General features: G+C 58.8%; 15 protein-coding genes. 5 read left to right on the plus strand and 10 right to left on the minus strand.

What is annotated here, in order from left to right; translation table 11 throughout:
- Positions 1–312 precede the first annotated feature (312 nt).
- The 4 genes from ACKFRX_RS08930 to ACKFRX_RS08945 all read left to right on the plus strand — a co-directional run bounded on the left by ACKFRX_RS08930 (position 313) and on the right by ACKFRX_RS08945 (position 2,964).
- Positions 313–1,218, plus strand: a complete 906-nt coding sequence (locus ACKFRX_RS08930) for an Abi family protein (RefSeq protein ID WP_005324422.1) — start codon at positions 313–315, stop codon at positions 1,216–1,218.
- A gap of 172 nt (positions 1,219–1,390) precedes the next feature.
- A complete protein-coding gene (locus ACKFRX_RS08935; RefSeq protein ID WP_408927688.1) occupies positions 1,391–2,356 on the plus strand; it encodes a TDT family transporter in 966 nt (321 codons plus the stop codon).
- Positions 2,357–2,380: 24 nt separating this feature from the next.
- The gene (locus ACKFRX_RS08940; RefSeq protein ID WP_250408622.1) at positions 2,381–2,590 is read left to right on the plus strand and encodes a hypothetical protein; all 210 of its coding nucleotides are present in this window, start codon (positions 2,381–2,383) and stop codon (positions 2,588–2,590) included.
- Between the two features lie 56 nt (positions 2,591–2,646).
- Complete coding sequence (locus tag ACKFRX_RS08945) at positions 2,647–2,964, plus strand: hypothetical protein (protein ID WP_408927689.1); 318 nt, start codon at positions 2,647–2,649, stop codon at positions 2,962–2,964.
- A 2-nt stretch (positions 2,965–2,966) separates the two neighbouring features.
- Here the strand turns inward: ACKFRX_RS08945 and ACKFRX_RS08950 are convergent, their stop codons facing one another.
- The 4 genes from ACKFRX_RS08950 to thrC are packed head-to-tail and all read right to left on the minus strand — an operon-like array spanning position 2,967 to position 5,945.
- Entirely contained in the window at positions 2,967–3,512 is a 546-nt protein-coding gene (locus ACKFRX_RS08950; RefSeq protein ID WP_239228268.1) for an NUDIX domain-containing protein, read from the minus strand.
- A 29-nt stretch (positions 3,513–3,541) separates the two neighbouring features.
- A complete protein-coding gene (locus ACKFRX_RS08955) occupies positions 3,542–4,375 on the minus strand; it encodes a trypsin-like serine protease (protein WP_250408620.1) in 834 nt (277 codons plus the stop codon).
- The gene (locus tag ACKFRX_RS08960) at positions 4,353–4,499 is read right to left on the minus strand and encodes a hypothetical protein (RefSeq protein ID WP_005328137.1); all 147 of its coding nucleotides are present in this window, start codon (positions 4,497–4,499) and stop codon (positions 4,353–4,355) included. The genes ACKFRX_RS08955 and ACKFRX_RS08960 overlap by 23 nt, the downstream gene beginning before the upstream one ends.
- A gap of 3 nt (positions 4,500–4,502) precedes the next feature.
- Positions 4,503–5,945 carry a threonine synthase gene (gene thrC, locus ACKFRX_RS08965; RefSeq protein ID WP_408927690.1) on the minus strand — a complete coding sequence of 481 codons (1,443 nt, stop codon included), beginning with the start codon at positions 5,943–5,945 and terminating at the stop codon, positions 4,503–4,505.
- A gap of 39 nt (positions 5,946–5,984) precedes the next feature.
- Between thrC and ACKFRX_RS08970 the strand changes: the two genes are divergently transcribed.
- Entirely contained in the window at positions 5,985–7,292 is a 1,308-nt protein-coding gene (locus ACKFRX_RS08970; RefSeq protein ID WP_408922051.1) for a nitrate/nitrite transporter, read from the plus strand.
- Positions 7,293–7,306: 14 nt separating this feature from the next.
- Here ACKFRX_RS08970 and ACKFRX_RS08975 read toward each other — a convergent pair whose 3' ends face one another.
- From ACKFRX_RS08975 to ACKFRX_RS09000, 6 genes are all read right to left on the minus strand, one after another.
- Positions 7,307–8,014, minus strand: a complete 708-nt coding sequence (locus ACKFRX_RS08975; RefSeq protein WP_408922496.1) for an AAA family ATPase — start codon at positions 8,012–8,014, stop codon at positions 7,307–7,309.
- Between the two features lie 10 nt (positions 8,015–8,024).
- On the minus strand, positions 8,025–8,243 hold the full coding sequence (locus ACKFRX_RS08980) for a hypothetical protein (protein ID WP_040425194.1): 219 nt from the start codon (positions 8,241–8,243) through the stop codon (positions 8,025–8,027).
- 145 nt (positions 8,244–8,388) lie between these two features.
- Positions 8,389–8,838: a hypothetical protein gene (locus tag ACKFRX_RS08985; RefSeq protein WP_236587100.1), complete on the minus strand. Its 450-nt coding sequence runs from the start codon at positions 8,836–8,838 to the stop codon at positions 8,389–8,391.
- A gap of 10 nt (positions 8,839–8,848) precedes the next feature.
- On the minus strand, positions 8,849–9,193 hold the full coding sequence (locus tag ACKFRX_RS08990) for a hypothetical protein (protein ID WP_302258209.1): 345 nt from the start codon (positions 9,191–9,193) through the stop codon (positions 8,849–8,851).
- Positions 9,194–9,290: 97 nt separating this feature from the next.
- The gene (locus ACKFRX_RS08995) at positions 9,291–12,362 is read right to left on the minus strand and encodes a bifunctional [glutamine synthetase] adenylyltransferase/[glutamine synthetase]-adenylyl-L-tyrosine phosphorylase (RefSeq protein WP_408922048.1); all 3,072 of its coding nucleotides are present in this window, start codon (positions 12,360–12,362) and stop codon (positions 9,291–9,293) included.
- Positions 12,363–12,369: 7 nt separating this feature from the next.
- On the minus strand, positions 12,370–13,707 hold the full coding sequence (locus ACKFRX_RS09000; protein ID WP_150850861.1) for a glutamine synthetase family protein: 1,338 nt from the start codon (positions 13,705–13,707) through the stop codon (positions 12,370–12,372).
- Positions 13,708–13,782 lie beyond the last annotated feature (75 nt).

The following is a 13,782-nucleotide window of genomic DNA, read 5'->3' on the forward strand; positions in this document are numbered from 1 at the left end:
CGCCACCAGCTTTCCGCCTTCCTAGGCTCCCTAATTGCTGAGTGCCGATTGGGGACCTTGCAGATCTATGTGCACTTTGGCTTCAGAAGTTTTGCACCCAACATTGACAAGCGCCCTCGGTTCTTGGCGGTGCCCCACTCCTTGTTGTTTGACTATCGCAGCGTTTTCAGATGCATGGCACTTGAGCAAAACCTTGCGCAAATGATTACTAAGATTGCGCATTTTGCGCTATACTTTAGTCAATCGATACCCCCTCCAAGCTTCCCATAGGAACAGCTCAATATGAGAGGGGGGCTTTGCTATTCTGAAGCAATGAACCGCAGGAAGAAGTTCCTTAGCATTGAAGAACAAGTTAGTTTAATTCAACGCCGTGGGTTAACCCTTCCTTCCGAAAAATCTGCTAAAGATTTCCTTGAGCGTCAAAATTACTACCGCTTTTCGGGCTACATGCGGTACTTCCAAGAAGACATAGCCGGTGACGAAGCCAGATTCTTTCCTGGCACCCAGTGGGATGAAATAGTTAATATCTACCGGTTGGACATCGAACTTCGTTCTCTTCTTCTCCGCGGGCTCCAAGAAGCAGAGCTTGCTGCCAGGACGGCCTTTGCGCTCAGCGAAGGTGAAATCCATTCTCCTTATGAGAAGTATCTTCAGCCCACTGCGTACCGGCGCCCACCAAATCCGGCCATGCCGCCCACACACAATCTAATTATCAGTGAGCTCAAGCGGTCTAAGGAGCCATATCTCCACAAATACCAAAGGGACTCAGGGTCCGACACTGAAAGGTGGGTTTACGATGTCCCAATTTGGGTGGCCGTCGAGGCTCTGTCCTTTGGTACGTTGTCGAAAGCAATAAGCTTCCGAAACGACAACAACCAAGTTTACGCAAAGACTTGTTCCATTCTTGGCGTAAAGAAACAATATTTAGCGCGCCAATTGCGCTCTTTTACTTTCGTGAGAAATAAGTGTGCTCACTCAGCTCGGTTATGGAACAGTTTCGTCTTGGACCAACCTGCAGTATCCAATGCTACGAAGCGGCGTGCTGAGAAAGTTTTAGGTCAAAATTACGGCGAGAACTCGCTACTAGCAGTAATTGTAGCCCTTGATAACTTTCTCTTCCTTACAAATTCGTGGGTTGGATTTTTGGATGAGTATATGAAGCTGGTCGAACGAAATCCGGCTTTCCACCAAGGTATAGCGAATCCTCATCATTCATAACCTCCTCGCTGTATGAACACGCAATGGTATTCCAGCCCTTTTCATGCGACCCCAGACACACATTTATGTGGGATTGACCCCCGCCCCTAAATGCACGCTTAGCGAGAGTTCTCACCAGCAAAACCGACGGAAAAATTCTGATAACCCGACCGAAAGAAATTAACATGTGGGTGTGACTAATAGATTCCGCCAACTCCCAGCCCCTGGCCCCGCGTGGGGAGGCAGCCTCATGGGCACCTCCATCGTCTCGCGCCTGCTCGTGGAAGAAGGATTGATGATCTTGGCCGGCATTTTTGCCGCCATCGCGTGCGTCATCTTTGTCGTTCTCACCGCGGGCTTCTTGCGCTACCGCCACCCCAGCTTTGAGCGCACCACTATGGCGGAGTGGTCGATGTTTTTCATCGGAATCTTGGCGCTCGGTGCCGCGCTTTCCGGGCTGACGGATATCCCTACATTCCGGCTCGTGGGCTTTTGGATCGGTGGTCCGGTTACGGTTATTGCGTGGGCTATCCAGCTCACGCGCTTTGATGGCGAGCCGAAGTTCACCTGGGGCCTGCCGCTGGTCGGCCCCATGATTTCGGCTTCCGTTTCCGGTTGGCTAGCTCATGATTACGGCCCGCTCTACCACGTGATGGGTACGGTATTTTTCTTCATGTCCCTGGTGACGGCGGTGCCCACCTTCGCCCGCGTGTACTGGGCGGCATGGCACGGCAAGGTGGATTTCACCGGCGCCAAATCAGCCACCGCATGGGTCCCGCTAGGCGTGGTGGGCCAGTCCACCACGGCAATGCAGATTCTCTTCCCCGGCACGGTGTCCATCTATTACGGCGTTACGGCCCTTATCATCGCCATTCCACTGTCCATCTACGCGATGTTTACCTTCTATCCCAATGTGGCTCGGTGGGTTCCGTACTCCCCGGCGTGGTGGTCCTGCACCTTCCCGCCGGGCACCGTGAGCATGGGCGGCCACCAGCTGGCATTGGTCAATGGCTCCAAGCTTATCGACGCCATTGCGCTCACCATCCCCGTCCTCCTCACCGCCCACTGGATACTATGCTCCACCCGCTTCCTCAGCTGGGTGTGGGAAGGAAAGAAGGAAACCGGCCCTGAAGAGCCACTCATTAAGACTGGGCCCTAAAGGTAGCAAGGAGGCGCAGCCACTATGCGAGACGCCAGCTTCGAACGAGGCAAGCGCCGCACACGCCGCCGTACGCGTGAGGCGCGACCGCGACGCGAGCACTGGAGCAGGGAATACGCAATCTATGCGGAGGATTCCTGGGGCATCGATGACTTGGGGCCCGAGGGCGGCGAGAATTCCGTGCGCGCCTACTCCGGCGGCCGCGCAGATGGTAACTGTCGCCGGCGCCGCTGATGCTTAGCTGCTCCCCCATCACCTTCATCGCTTGGGATCGCGCCAACCTGGCTGCGGTGAGAGACGTACTCGCCAGCCTGCAGCGAGACGGCATCTACCTGCGCCGCGGCCACCTGCTCTTGGAGGCGTCGTGGCTTGGCTCTGGCGCGCGGGACTTCTACGCCACGGCCTGGCGCTGGGGCGAAGAAGACTGCCCGCTCTTTTATGACCTAGCCCGGCGCGGAAAGCTTTTGCTTACTATCAGCGATACCGTGATTTCCTGCGGCAGCAAGGACGACATGGCCGATGCGCGCGCTGGCATTGCACAAGAACTCATCGCCGCCCAGAATCCGCAGCAATTGTGCGGGCTGCTTGCCGACGCCGCAGAAGAATAGCCCTACAGTCCCGGTTGTTCGCTGCGCTTCATCCAGCCCATGCGTGGAACAAAGCCGCGGGGATGCTTCATTTGGGCTACGGCGTCGGCAATCATGAGGCGGTGGCGGCGCGACACGCTATCGGGAAGCTTCGCCACGGAGAACCACCCAGCCTCGGTATTTTCTTCATCGCTGATGACCGGTTCTGCGCCATCCGCTACTGATACGCGCAGCGCGGTTCCCATAAAGGTGCACTCATCGCCGTTGGGGTAGGTCACGGGGCCGGACTGCCCCACGCCCAATAGCGCTTCCACCTTGGCATCGAGACCGACTTCCTCTTTGACTTCTCGCAGCGCGGTGGTAGTAATTTCCTCGCCTGGCTCGCAGATTCCTTCCACCGGGGTCCACGTACCGTTATCGGAACGCTTTACTAGCAGCACGGAGGGGACTTCCCAGAGAGCGGCGTCTGCCGGAACATCGCGGATGATGATGGCGCTGCAGGCCGGCACAAAGATCTGATCGTGACCAATCTTTTCGCGCAGCTGAACAATAAAATCTGGAGTCGGCATGCCACCTAGCGTAGACCAGTGCGGCGTACTTAGGCCATGGGTCCCAAGACCTCTTTAGCTAGAACCTGAATATCGGTGGCCAACGTGAAAGACAGCTCCATGTCTGTCTGCGTGGTTTGGCAGGTGTGGCCTTCTTCGAGGCGCTGTGTCGTTCCGGAGACCACTCCCACGATGGTTTGTTCTCCTTCCACTTCGCCATACACCGGACCACCGGAGTCGCCATTAGTACTGCATACGCGCGCCCTAGCGGCGATCGAATCCCGCTGGAGTCCCCCCGAGTTCAGCTGCGCCATCGCCGCACCATGGATAAGCGTGCCGCAGGTCTCATCGGTCACGCGGCCAAGCTTGCACACATGAAGCGGCAGGTGAGCCAAGGACGTGGCGACGCTATTGTCTACCGCCCCGGGGACGTAGTAGTCAGCGCTGCCGGTGATCTCGATAAAGGCCACGTCGAGGTCGTGGCTATCTTCGGCATAAAAATCAGAGTAGATGACCTCGCCGATAGGCTCGGCGGGGTAGCTAAAGTCGCCGTCGGCAGTGCCGGCCCAGACCTTATCGCCGGGTTTGCCGCAATGGGAAGCGGTGACGGCGATCGTGCGGGCGTCGGCAAGCGTAAATGACCACGCCGCGGTGCAAGACTGGTAGTTGAAGTAGGCACCCGGCTGCGGTTCATCGCCGGAGAGATCCAAGGCGGTGCCCGGCGCGAGCGGCGCCGTGGCCGGGGAATAGGACTCATTGGGAATGAGGTTTTTAGAAGACAGGGCGGAGAAACTTGGCTCTTCCCCACCCCGCACCGGGCTGCAGGCCGCAAGGAACGCGGCCGTGCACGCTACAAAGACGCTAGTTGCTTTCTGCGTCCGCATCCCCGGCGTTGTCCTTATTATCTTCTTCCGCATCCATCTCCGCCTGGGCTTTGAGATCGCGGATGAACTTTTCCGGATCAAACTCGGTGTAATGTTCCGGGCCGGCAAAATTTTCTAGGGCCATGGTCTAAACCTCCGTTTTCTGAATCGACGTGGTGATGTAATCCTTGACCGCCGCGGCATCATTAGGCAAGTCCTTGACGCGCCGCTCAGTATCGAGGATGCCGGCAAAGCGCTCGGGCGGCTCAGGTGCGGAGCCGATGGCTTCCGTAATGGTCTCGGCAAACTTCACCGGCAGCGCGGTCTCCAGACACACAATTGGCGTCTCCACGCCCTCGCGCTGTGCGCCGCGGGCCACCTTGATGCCATCGGCCGTGTGCGGATCCGCCAGGTAATCAAAGCGCTCGTGCACGTCCTTGATGGTGGCTAGGCGATCGGCATGGCTGGAGGAACCGGACAGGAAACCATAGTCCTCGCGGGCAGCAGCAATCTTCTCGCGGTCGAGGCTAAAGCCGCCTTCTTTCACCTTGGTGCCGAACAGCTCCGCGGTTTCGGCTGCATCGCGGCCGAGCAAGTCAAACGCAAAGCGCTCAAAATTCGAGGCACGGGAGATATCCATGGACGGCGACGAGGTAGCCATGGTCTCTGCGGCTGGGCGCGGCCGATAGTTGCCGGTGCGGAAGAACTCATCCAGTACGTCGTTCTCATTGGTGGCCACGATGAGGCGATCAATGGGAAGGCCCATCTGGCGAGCGATGTGGCCGGCGCAGATATCGCCAAAGTTACCGGTGGGAACACTAAAGGAAACCTTCTGATCGGCGGTTTCGGTGACCTTGAGCCAGCAGGAGATGTAGTAGACCACCTGGGCCATCAGCCGTGCCCAGTTAATGGAATTGACCGCGCCGATGCGGTAGGCGGCCTTAAAATCAGCATCTCCCGATACCGCCTTGACCACATCCTGGCAATCATCGAAGACGCCATCGAGAGCGATGTTGAAGATATTCGGGTCATCCAGCCCAAACATCTGCGCCTGTTGGAAGGCCGTCATCCGGCCGGCTGGGGTGAGCACAAAGACGCGAATGCCATGGCGCCCGCGCATCGCATACTCTGCAGAGGACCCCGTATCGCCGGAAGTAGCGCCCAGAATATTGAGGGTCTCGCCGCGGCGGGCGAGCTCATATTCAAAGAGCTCACCCAAAAGCTGCATGGCCATGTCCTTAAATGCTGCAGTTGGCCCTTCGGATAGATGGCCGATGAAAAGGCCCTCGCCTAGTTCGGTGACGGGAACGATTTCCGGGTCCGCGAACTTAGGGCTGGTATAGGCGCGGGCGGCGATGGCCTCGATGTCTTGCGCTGGAATATCGTCAATGAAAAGCTTAAGTACCTCGGCCGCAAGCGCCGCGTAGCCTTTGTCCGCTAGGAGCCTGCGCCATGAATTTAAAGTGGCGGAATCTAGCTGTGGGTAGCTCTCCGGCAGGTATAAACCGCCATCGGGGGCAAGCCCGCCGAGGAGAATATCTGTAAAAGATGCGGGCTGACGGGCGGTATCGCGGGTCGAAATGTACTTCACACAAAAGAATCTTAGTAGTTAAGGCGTAAGGTATCAGCCATGTCGCAGCCGAATCCCAGAGAAGTCATTACCACTCAGGCTTTAAGCATTTGGGTAGCCGCCATGGCGGTCTACCTCGTAGCGATTACCGGCCGTACCTCTTTCGGTGTGGCTGGTTTGGATGCCATTGAGCGCTTCGATGTCGACGCCGGTCGTATCGCAGTCTTTACCTCTGTGCAGTTGGGCGTGTACGCCCTAGCCCAAATCCCCACCGGCATCTTGATTGATAAATTTGGCCCGCGCTTACTCCTCGTGGTCGGCGCGGTCATTATGGGCATTGGCCAGGTCGTCTTGGGTTTTACCACCAGCTATGGCGTAGCCATTACCGCGCGCGTGCTCATCGGCGCAGGCGATGCCACAGCGTTTCTCTCCGTGATGCGCATCCTGCCTTATTGGTTCCCACTGCACCGCACACCCATGTTCACCCAGGTGACGTCGTCGCTGGGACAGATGGGTCAGTTCATTTCCGCGGTTCCTTTCCTGTGGTTGCTGGGTGCGGCCGGATGGACCGCTGCCTTCGTTACCCTTGGCGCGGTGGGCATCCTGGTAGCAATCGCCGCCATCGTGGCGGTGGCAGACTCACCAGAGAAGTTAGGGATTATCCCCACGGAGAAGGAACCACCCAACTCGCAGGCCACCAGCATCCCGGCCCGCTTGAAAACGGTATTCCGTTCCCCAGTGGCCTGGCAGGCTTACTTCATCCACTACATTGGCATGCTCCCGCTCATCGTCTTTGTCATGCTGTGGGGCATGCCCATGATGACCCAAGGCATGGAGATGTCCAAGGCCAAGTCCAGCCTGGTGCTCACCTTGCTGGCGGTATTCTTGGTCTTCGTCGGCCCCCTGCACGGCAAAATTTCCTCCCGCGCGCAGCATGTCCGCCCATGGCTTAGCCTCGGGTTTGTCGCGGTTCACGTACTTGCGTGGTTGCTTTTCTTTGCCTTTGGCACCGACAGCGGACTAGCCGCAATTTTGGTGGTGTCCTTCATTACCGCGTTGTGCACACCGACGGCTAACTATGGCTTCGATATCGTGCGTGAGCGCATGGACCGCTCCGTGGTGGCCACCGCTACGGGCTTGGGAAATATGGGCGGGTTTACCTCCGGCATGTTGGGTGCGCAGCTCTTTGGCATGGTCTTGGACCACTCCTCCGACGCCCCTGATTACTCCATGCCGGATTTCACTGCGGCCGCGGCTGCGGTACTAGCCGTTTGGGTAGTAGGCATGATTGGTGTGGTCATCACCCACTTCCTTCGCCGCCGCGCCGGCGAGAACGGGCCTTCTGTCACCATCGTGGAGGTTTCCTAGAAGCCCTCGACTGATTACTCTGGGTTGAGGATAAAGCGAATGGTTCCTTCAGGGTCCGCCAAAAGCTCCCGGGTAGCCGCCACGGCTTCCGCTTCATCAAAGGCAATGCGTTCAAAGCCAGTATCGTTGAGCTCCACAATGTCCGCACCAGGGCAGGTTAGAAGAATCGGCGAGTGCGTGGCAATAATGACCTGTGCGCCGCGGTCAACCGCTAGGGCAATTTCCCCTACGAGGGCTAGTTGCCGGATAACGGACAGCCCTGATTCTGGCTCATCAAGGATGTACACGCCTTGGCCATTGATGTGCTCGTAAAGCAGGTCGAAGACGGATTGTCCGTGCGAGCGGCGGGACAAATCCACATTCTGAGAAAGAGTCGAACGGCCGCCACGTTCGGCCGCTGAATCCCCACGTCCAATCAAGTACTCGTGCTTTTCGGCGCGCAAGAAGTAGGCGCGCTGGATAACTTCCTCTGTATCGCAGCGAATGGGGCTACGAGGAACGATTTCATCTGGGTCGTCCATCCGGCCGCCCGCAGGTGAACAGCCCAAATCGCTAGCCACGCCAGCGAGCAAGCTCGATTTACCAATGCCGTTTTCTCCTACAAAGACGGTGACGGGGCTTCGCAGCTTGAAGCTGCCCAAATCAGCTAAATAGTCGAAGACGGGCAGCTCGGCGCGGTAGTCATCAGGCTTAAACTTCAGGCTTAGGGCATCAACCAGCATGGGCCCTAGGTTAATTCAGTTCATCGAGTACGCGCAGCGCATCTTCCTGCGCTGCCGCCGCGCCAAAGTTTTTCAGGTGGCCGCCCAAGTCGCCGGCCGGAACTGACTGGGCGATGGTATCGGCCGGCACGGTATTGACGGCATAAGCCACCCCTACCCCGCCGGTGATGGGGATGGCAATGGCGGCGAGTACTCCCGCCGCGGTCGACAGCGTGGTCTTGAAAGTCATAGTCTCCTCCAGAGGCTTCGGCACCGAGCACCCTGCCCGTTACCAATTTGTGATGTTTTACCTTAGGAAGAGTTACTGCCAAGGCCATGCCGCCTAGCTGCGGGTTGCCTGAATTTTCGCGCCCAGTTCGCGAGGAAATAAAGGGCTAGTTTGCTGGATAGCTCTCGGCCACGATGCCATCGCTGGCCGGCATCACAAGGCCTCGCTCAAATGCTACGAGGACTGCCTTTTCATCTGATTCGCTGATGTCACCAGACTCCACCGCACTGTTGAGCTCGCGCTCGAGGTAGACGCGCACATCGGATTTGCCGTTTTCCGTCTGGGTAATATCCCGCGGGACGGAATTGAGCGGGATGCCCAGCGCCTTCGCCAGGGAGGTCACGCGGTTGGCGTCGGTGGAATCATCGGCCTTGATGTCACCATTGACCTGTGCGGGCATGTCTTCCTGAACCACGCCACCAGCCACGGCCTCGCCCACCGTCTTCGTCCCCTTGGGGGGATTATCGCGATTGGTAGCCCACACCCCGACAGCGATAGCCACGATGACGGCCACGGCTACAAAGGCCCACAGGTAGATGAGCTTATGTCGATACACTCCGCTGATTTTAGCCATGGTAACCAGCGCCATCGCCGAAGGAACCGTAGTCATTGCCGCGAGGGTTCTCGCCGCGATCATTGAGGGCGTCGATGATGGAGCGGATGGTGGCCTCTCCTATGCGGTCGGCGCGCCCCCACGAGCGAGGTGCCTGGCGAGAATTGTGCGGTGCTGATTCTGGCCGCGGCGGCGCTGGCTTTTCCTCCCTCGGCGTGGAGACCTCGACGGTCAAGGTGGTGTCATCAAGGTGGAGGGCGTCACCGTCGCGCACGCCCGCGGCACGCGCTGCGGAAAGCAGCGCGGATAGTTCGCCCACCGTGGCATTGTCCACATCGAGTTGCAGCTTAAAAGACATAACTAGCCAGTCCTTTCCTATTCCCATCCCACTTTAGAGTCCGAAAGTGCAAAAAGTAAGGGCGCGGTGCGCACATCGGGGACTTTCAAGGCTAACTCTAAGAATGCTCGAAGGATTCCTCCTCGCCCCAGAAGACCTCATCGACAACCTTCCGGGCATGGCGGGTAAGTTTCAGATAGTTTTCTAGAAACTCTTGGTTCTCCTCCGGCGGCCAGCCAGCGGCACCGGCTACCTGGGCCAGCTGCGGGCCGGGCCCGGGCAACTGGTCGACGCGCTTGCCGCGCACGAGCACCAGTGCATTGCGGGCGTCGGTAGCCATAAGCCAGGCCTCGCGCAGGTCAGAGACCTGATCGGCAGACAGGATTGCGGTTTCTTCCAAGGCATCGAGCACGCGCAGTGTGGACGGATCGTGCAGTTGGGCATACTCGTGGGCATGCATCATGGTCAGGAGCTGCACAGTCCATTCAATATCTGAGAGCGCACCGCGCCCCAACTTGGTATGAGTATTACGGTCCGCACCGCGCGGCAGACGCTCATTGTCCACGCGCGCCTTCATGCGCCGGATATCGCGAATGGTCGAGGCGCTCGCGCCGCCTTCTGGGTAGCGGAAGCTATCGACCATGGATATAAATCGCTCGCCTACTTCCCTATCGCCAGCCACGAAGGCCGCGCGCAACAAAGCCTGCAGCTCCCACGACTCGCCCCACTCGCGGTAGTAGCGCTCATAGGAGGAGATGGTGCGTGCCACCGCACCAGAACGGCCCTCCGGGCGCAGGCCCAAATCGACGTCCAGTGGTGGGTCGCCTGAAGGCTTAGACAGGCGGCGCCGAAGCTTATCGACGATCCCGATGGCCCACTTCACGGCCTCCCCTTCCGCACCAGAGTCATCGGCCGGTTCGCTGGGTTCTGCCACCACAAGCACATCCGCATCTGAGCCAAATCCCAGCTCCATGCCTCCCAAGCGGCCCATGCCAATGACGGCGATGCGCGCTGGCGGCTCTGCATCTTCGTTGGCAAGGCGCCACGCGCGCACCTCGGCGCGAAGTGCAGCCTCAAGGACGGCATCCCAAATTGTGGATAGCTCATGACATACCTGCTTGACCGGCATGAAGCCCAGCAAATCCGCACTGGCGATGCGGGCCAGCTCCACTCGGCGCAACGAGCGCGCCACCGCCACCGCTTTATCCGGGTCGGCGTGGCGCTTGCTGGAATTAACTAGCGCCTTGGAAACCTGTTCGGGCTTGGTTTCTAGCAGTTTGGGGCCAGTGGCGCCGTCGGAAAGCTGCTTGACCGAATCCGGCGCGCTAATAATCAGATCAGAGGTAAACGGCGAGGTACCCAGGATATGCATGAGCCGCTGGCCCACAATTCCTTCATCGCGCAGCATGCGCAAGAACCACGACCTATCGTTCGCGGCCTCCGAGAGCTTGCGATAGTTCAACAGGCCCATATCGGGGTCTGCGGTATCGGCGAGCCATTCCATCAAGGTAGGCAGCAAGATTGCCTGAATGCGTGCCTTGCGGGAGGTTCCCGCCGCCAGGGAGGTCAGGTGCTCAAAAGCGCGGTTTGGGTGGTTATAGCCCAACGCGGCCAACTGCAGCTTGGCGGCCTCCGGCGAAAGCTTAAGCTCATCAGCGGACATGGTGACCACGGAATTAAGCAGCGGCCGGTAGAACAGGCGCGAGTGCAGCTCGGAGATCCGCAGGCGGATCCGGCGCAGGTGCGACAGCATGCGCTCGGCCGCCGACTTGGTGCCCTGCGGATAAAAGCCGGCGATGCGCGCGAGCCACTTCATCCCGTCTTCGTCGTCCTTATCCGGCAGCGTGTGCGTGCGGCGGAAGCGCTCTAATTGCAGGCGGTGCTCGAGCAGGCGCAAGAATTCATAGGCTTCAATGAGCTGGGTTCCGTCCTCGCGGCCGACGTACCCCGCTGAAATCAGCGCCTCCAGCGCCTCCACCGTGGAAAGCGCGCGCAGCGTCTCATCGGAGCGACCATGGACCAACTGCAGGAGCTGGACAGCAAATTCGATATCGCGCAGGCCGCCCACGCCTAGCTTCAGCTCGCGGTGTTTGAGCTCTGCGGGAACATTGGCCAGCACGCGGCGGCGCATGGCCTGTACGTCCTCAACAAAGGACTCGCGCTGCGATGCCGTCCACACCATCGGTCGGATCTGGTCCAAATAGTCCTGGCCTAGCGGGAGGTAGCCGGTCATAGCGCGCGCTTTAAGGAGCGCTTGGAATTCCCACGTCTCCGCCCACCGCTTGTAGTAGGCCACGTGGGATTCCAAGGTGCGCACCAATGCGCCCGACTTTCCCTCGGGGCGCAGGTTCGCATCCACCTCGAAGAAGGTGGTGGATCCAATGCGATTAAACTCCGCCGCCAGCCGCGTGGCTCGAGGGGTTGCCTCGCTGCCGACGAAAATGACGTCCACATCGGAAATATAGTTCAGCTCGCCTGCGCCGCACTTGCCCATCGCCATGACTGCCAGCTGTGCATCCAAGGGGTCATCGCCGTAAATGGTGCGCACGGCGCAGGCAAGGGAGGCGGTTAAGGCGGCGTCGGCAAGCGCGGTGGTCAGCGCCGTAATCTGGCGAAATCCTACCTCCGGCTGCAGCTTGGTCTGGCCCTTACGTGAATGGAAGGTGCCCGCCACATCGCAGGCGGCAATGCGCATCATCAAAGTGCGGTAGGTCGTGCGCAACGCCTGCTTATGCTCGCCCTCGCCGGCGCGGTAGGTGCCCGGCGCGCTCAAGTCCTTGCGCGCCGGATCGGGCCGGTCAATGTCATCGGCAAAGTCCGCGGGCTCGGCATCGACGGCACCGAGCAGGCTTTGCAGCATCTCTTCAGACTGTGGAAGAGGTTTTTCTAGTTCTCGCCACAGCTCAGGGTGCGCCGCGAGGTGATCGCCAAAGGCAGTCGACGCACCCAGTAGTGCGAAGAGGCGCACGCGCAGAGTTTCATTGGAACGCACGGCATCATCGAGCTCTGGGGCTTGTTCATAGATGCGGATCAGATTATTGAGAGCCAGGTCTGGGTCGCCCACGGCAGCGAGGGTCCACAATAGATCCACTGATTCCGGATTCTTCCACCCCAGCTGCTCAATATCCTGCGCAGCATGCGGGCGGGTAAGACCAAGTGTGGCCGGTGAAGGCACAGCAGCAGGACGCATTTTTCTCCTAGAAGTTCAGGTTATTGCGCAGCTCAAAGGTGGTGATTTGGCTCTGATAGTGGTGCCACTCATCCCACTTGGAGCGCAGGAAGAACTCAAAGACGTGCTCGCCCAAGACTTCTGCCATGAACTCGGATTTTTCAAATTCGCGCAAGGCCTGATCCAGGCTGGTGGGTAGATCCTTATAGCCCATTGCCCGGCGCTCGCGGCGGGTGAGCTGGTGGACATCGTCCTCGGCCGGATCATCGAGCTCGTAGCCTTCGCGGATGCCTCTCAGGCCTGCCGCTAGTAGCACCGCATAGCCCAGGTAGGGGTTCATCGAGGCATCAATGGAGCGGATTTCTACCCGGCGCGATTCTTCCTTGGTAAGCCGGTAGGTGGGAACGCGGACCAGCGCGGAGCGATTCGATACTCCCCAGGTGGCTGCGCCCGGCGCCTCGTTGCCGAACATTAGGCGCTTATAAGAATTGGTCCACTGATTCACAATCGCGGACATCTCCGTAGAGTGCTCCAAGATGCCGGCGATGAACTGGCGGCCGGTCTGGGACAAAGAGAATTCATCATCCGGATCGTGGAAAGCATTGGATTGGCCTTCAAAAAGGCTCAAGTGGGTGTGCATGCCAGAGCCCGGCAAATGTTCGAAGGGCTTAGGCATGAAGGTGGCGCGCACGTTGGAGTTGGTGGCCACCTGCTTGATCACGTGCCGGAAGGTCATGATGTTATCGGCCATGGTGAGCACGTCCGCATGGCGCAGATCAATTTCTTGCTGGCCCGGCGCGGTTTCGTGGTGGCTAAACTCCGTCGCAATTCCCAGCGATTCCAGCGCTAGCATCGCCTTCCTGCGGAAAAGCGGGGCGGTATCGTGCGTTGCTTGGTCGAAGTAACCACCGTTATCCGTCGGTACCAAGTCGGTGAGTTCGCGGCCGCGCTCGAAAAGATAGAACTCGATTTCTGGTGAGGCCATGCAGGTAAACCCATCGTTAGCGGCCTCGGTGACCTGGCGGCGCAGGATATGGCGCGGGTCCACCATGGAGGGCTGGCCGTCTGGCTGTGCGATATCGCAAAACATGCGGGCCGATTGCAGGTCCGGCTCATCCATATCAAAGGGCAGAATCTGGAAGGTGGAGGGATCTGGCAGGGCAATGGTGTCAGACTCAGAGATGCGAGAAAAGCCCTCTACGGAAGAACCATCAAAGCCAACACCTTCTTCAAAGGCCGACTCCAACTCGGACGGGCTCATGACCACGGATTTAAGGGCGCCCAGAATATCCGTAAACCACAGGCGGATAAAGCGGATATCGCGTTCCTCAACGGTGCGCAAGACAAATTCGTGTTGGCTATTCATGCTTTAGACCTTACCGGCTCTCCCCCGAAGGATGTGCAGTTCATGCGACAGTTTTTCCAGGGCGAAATGCGCAGG

This window comes from Corynebacterium tuberculostearicum (assembly GCF_046097465.1).
In the GTDB taxonomy this organism is placed as follows: domain Bacteria; phylum Actinomycetota; class Actinomycetes; order Mycobacteriales; family Mycobacteriaceae; genus Corynebacterium; species Corynebacterium tuberculostearicum_I.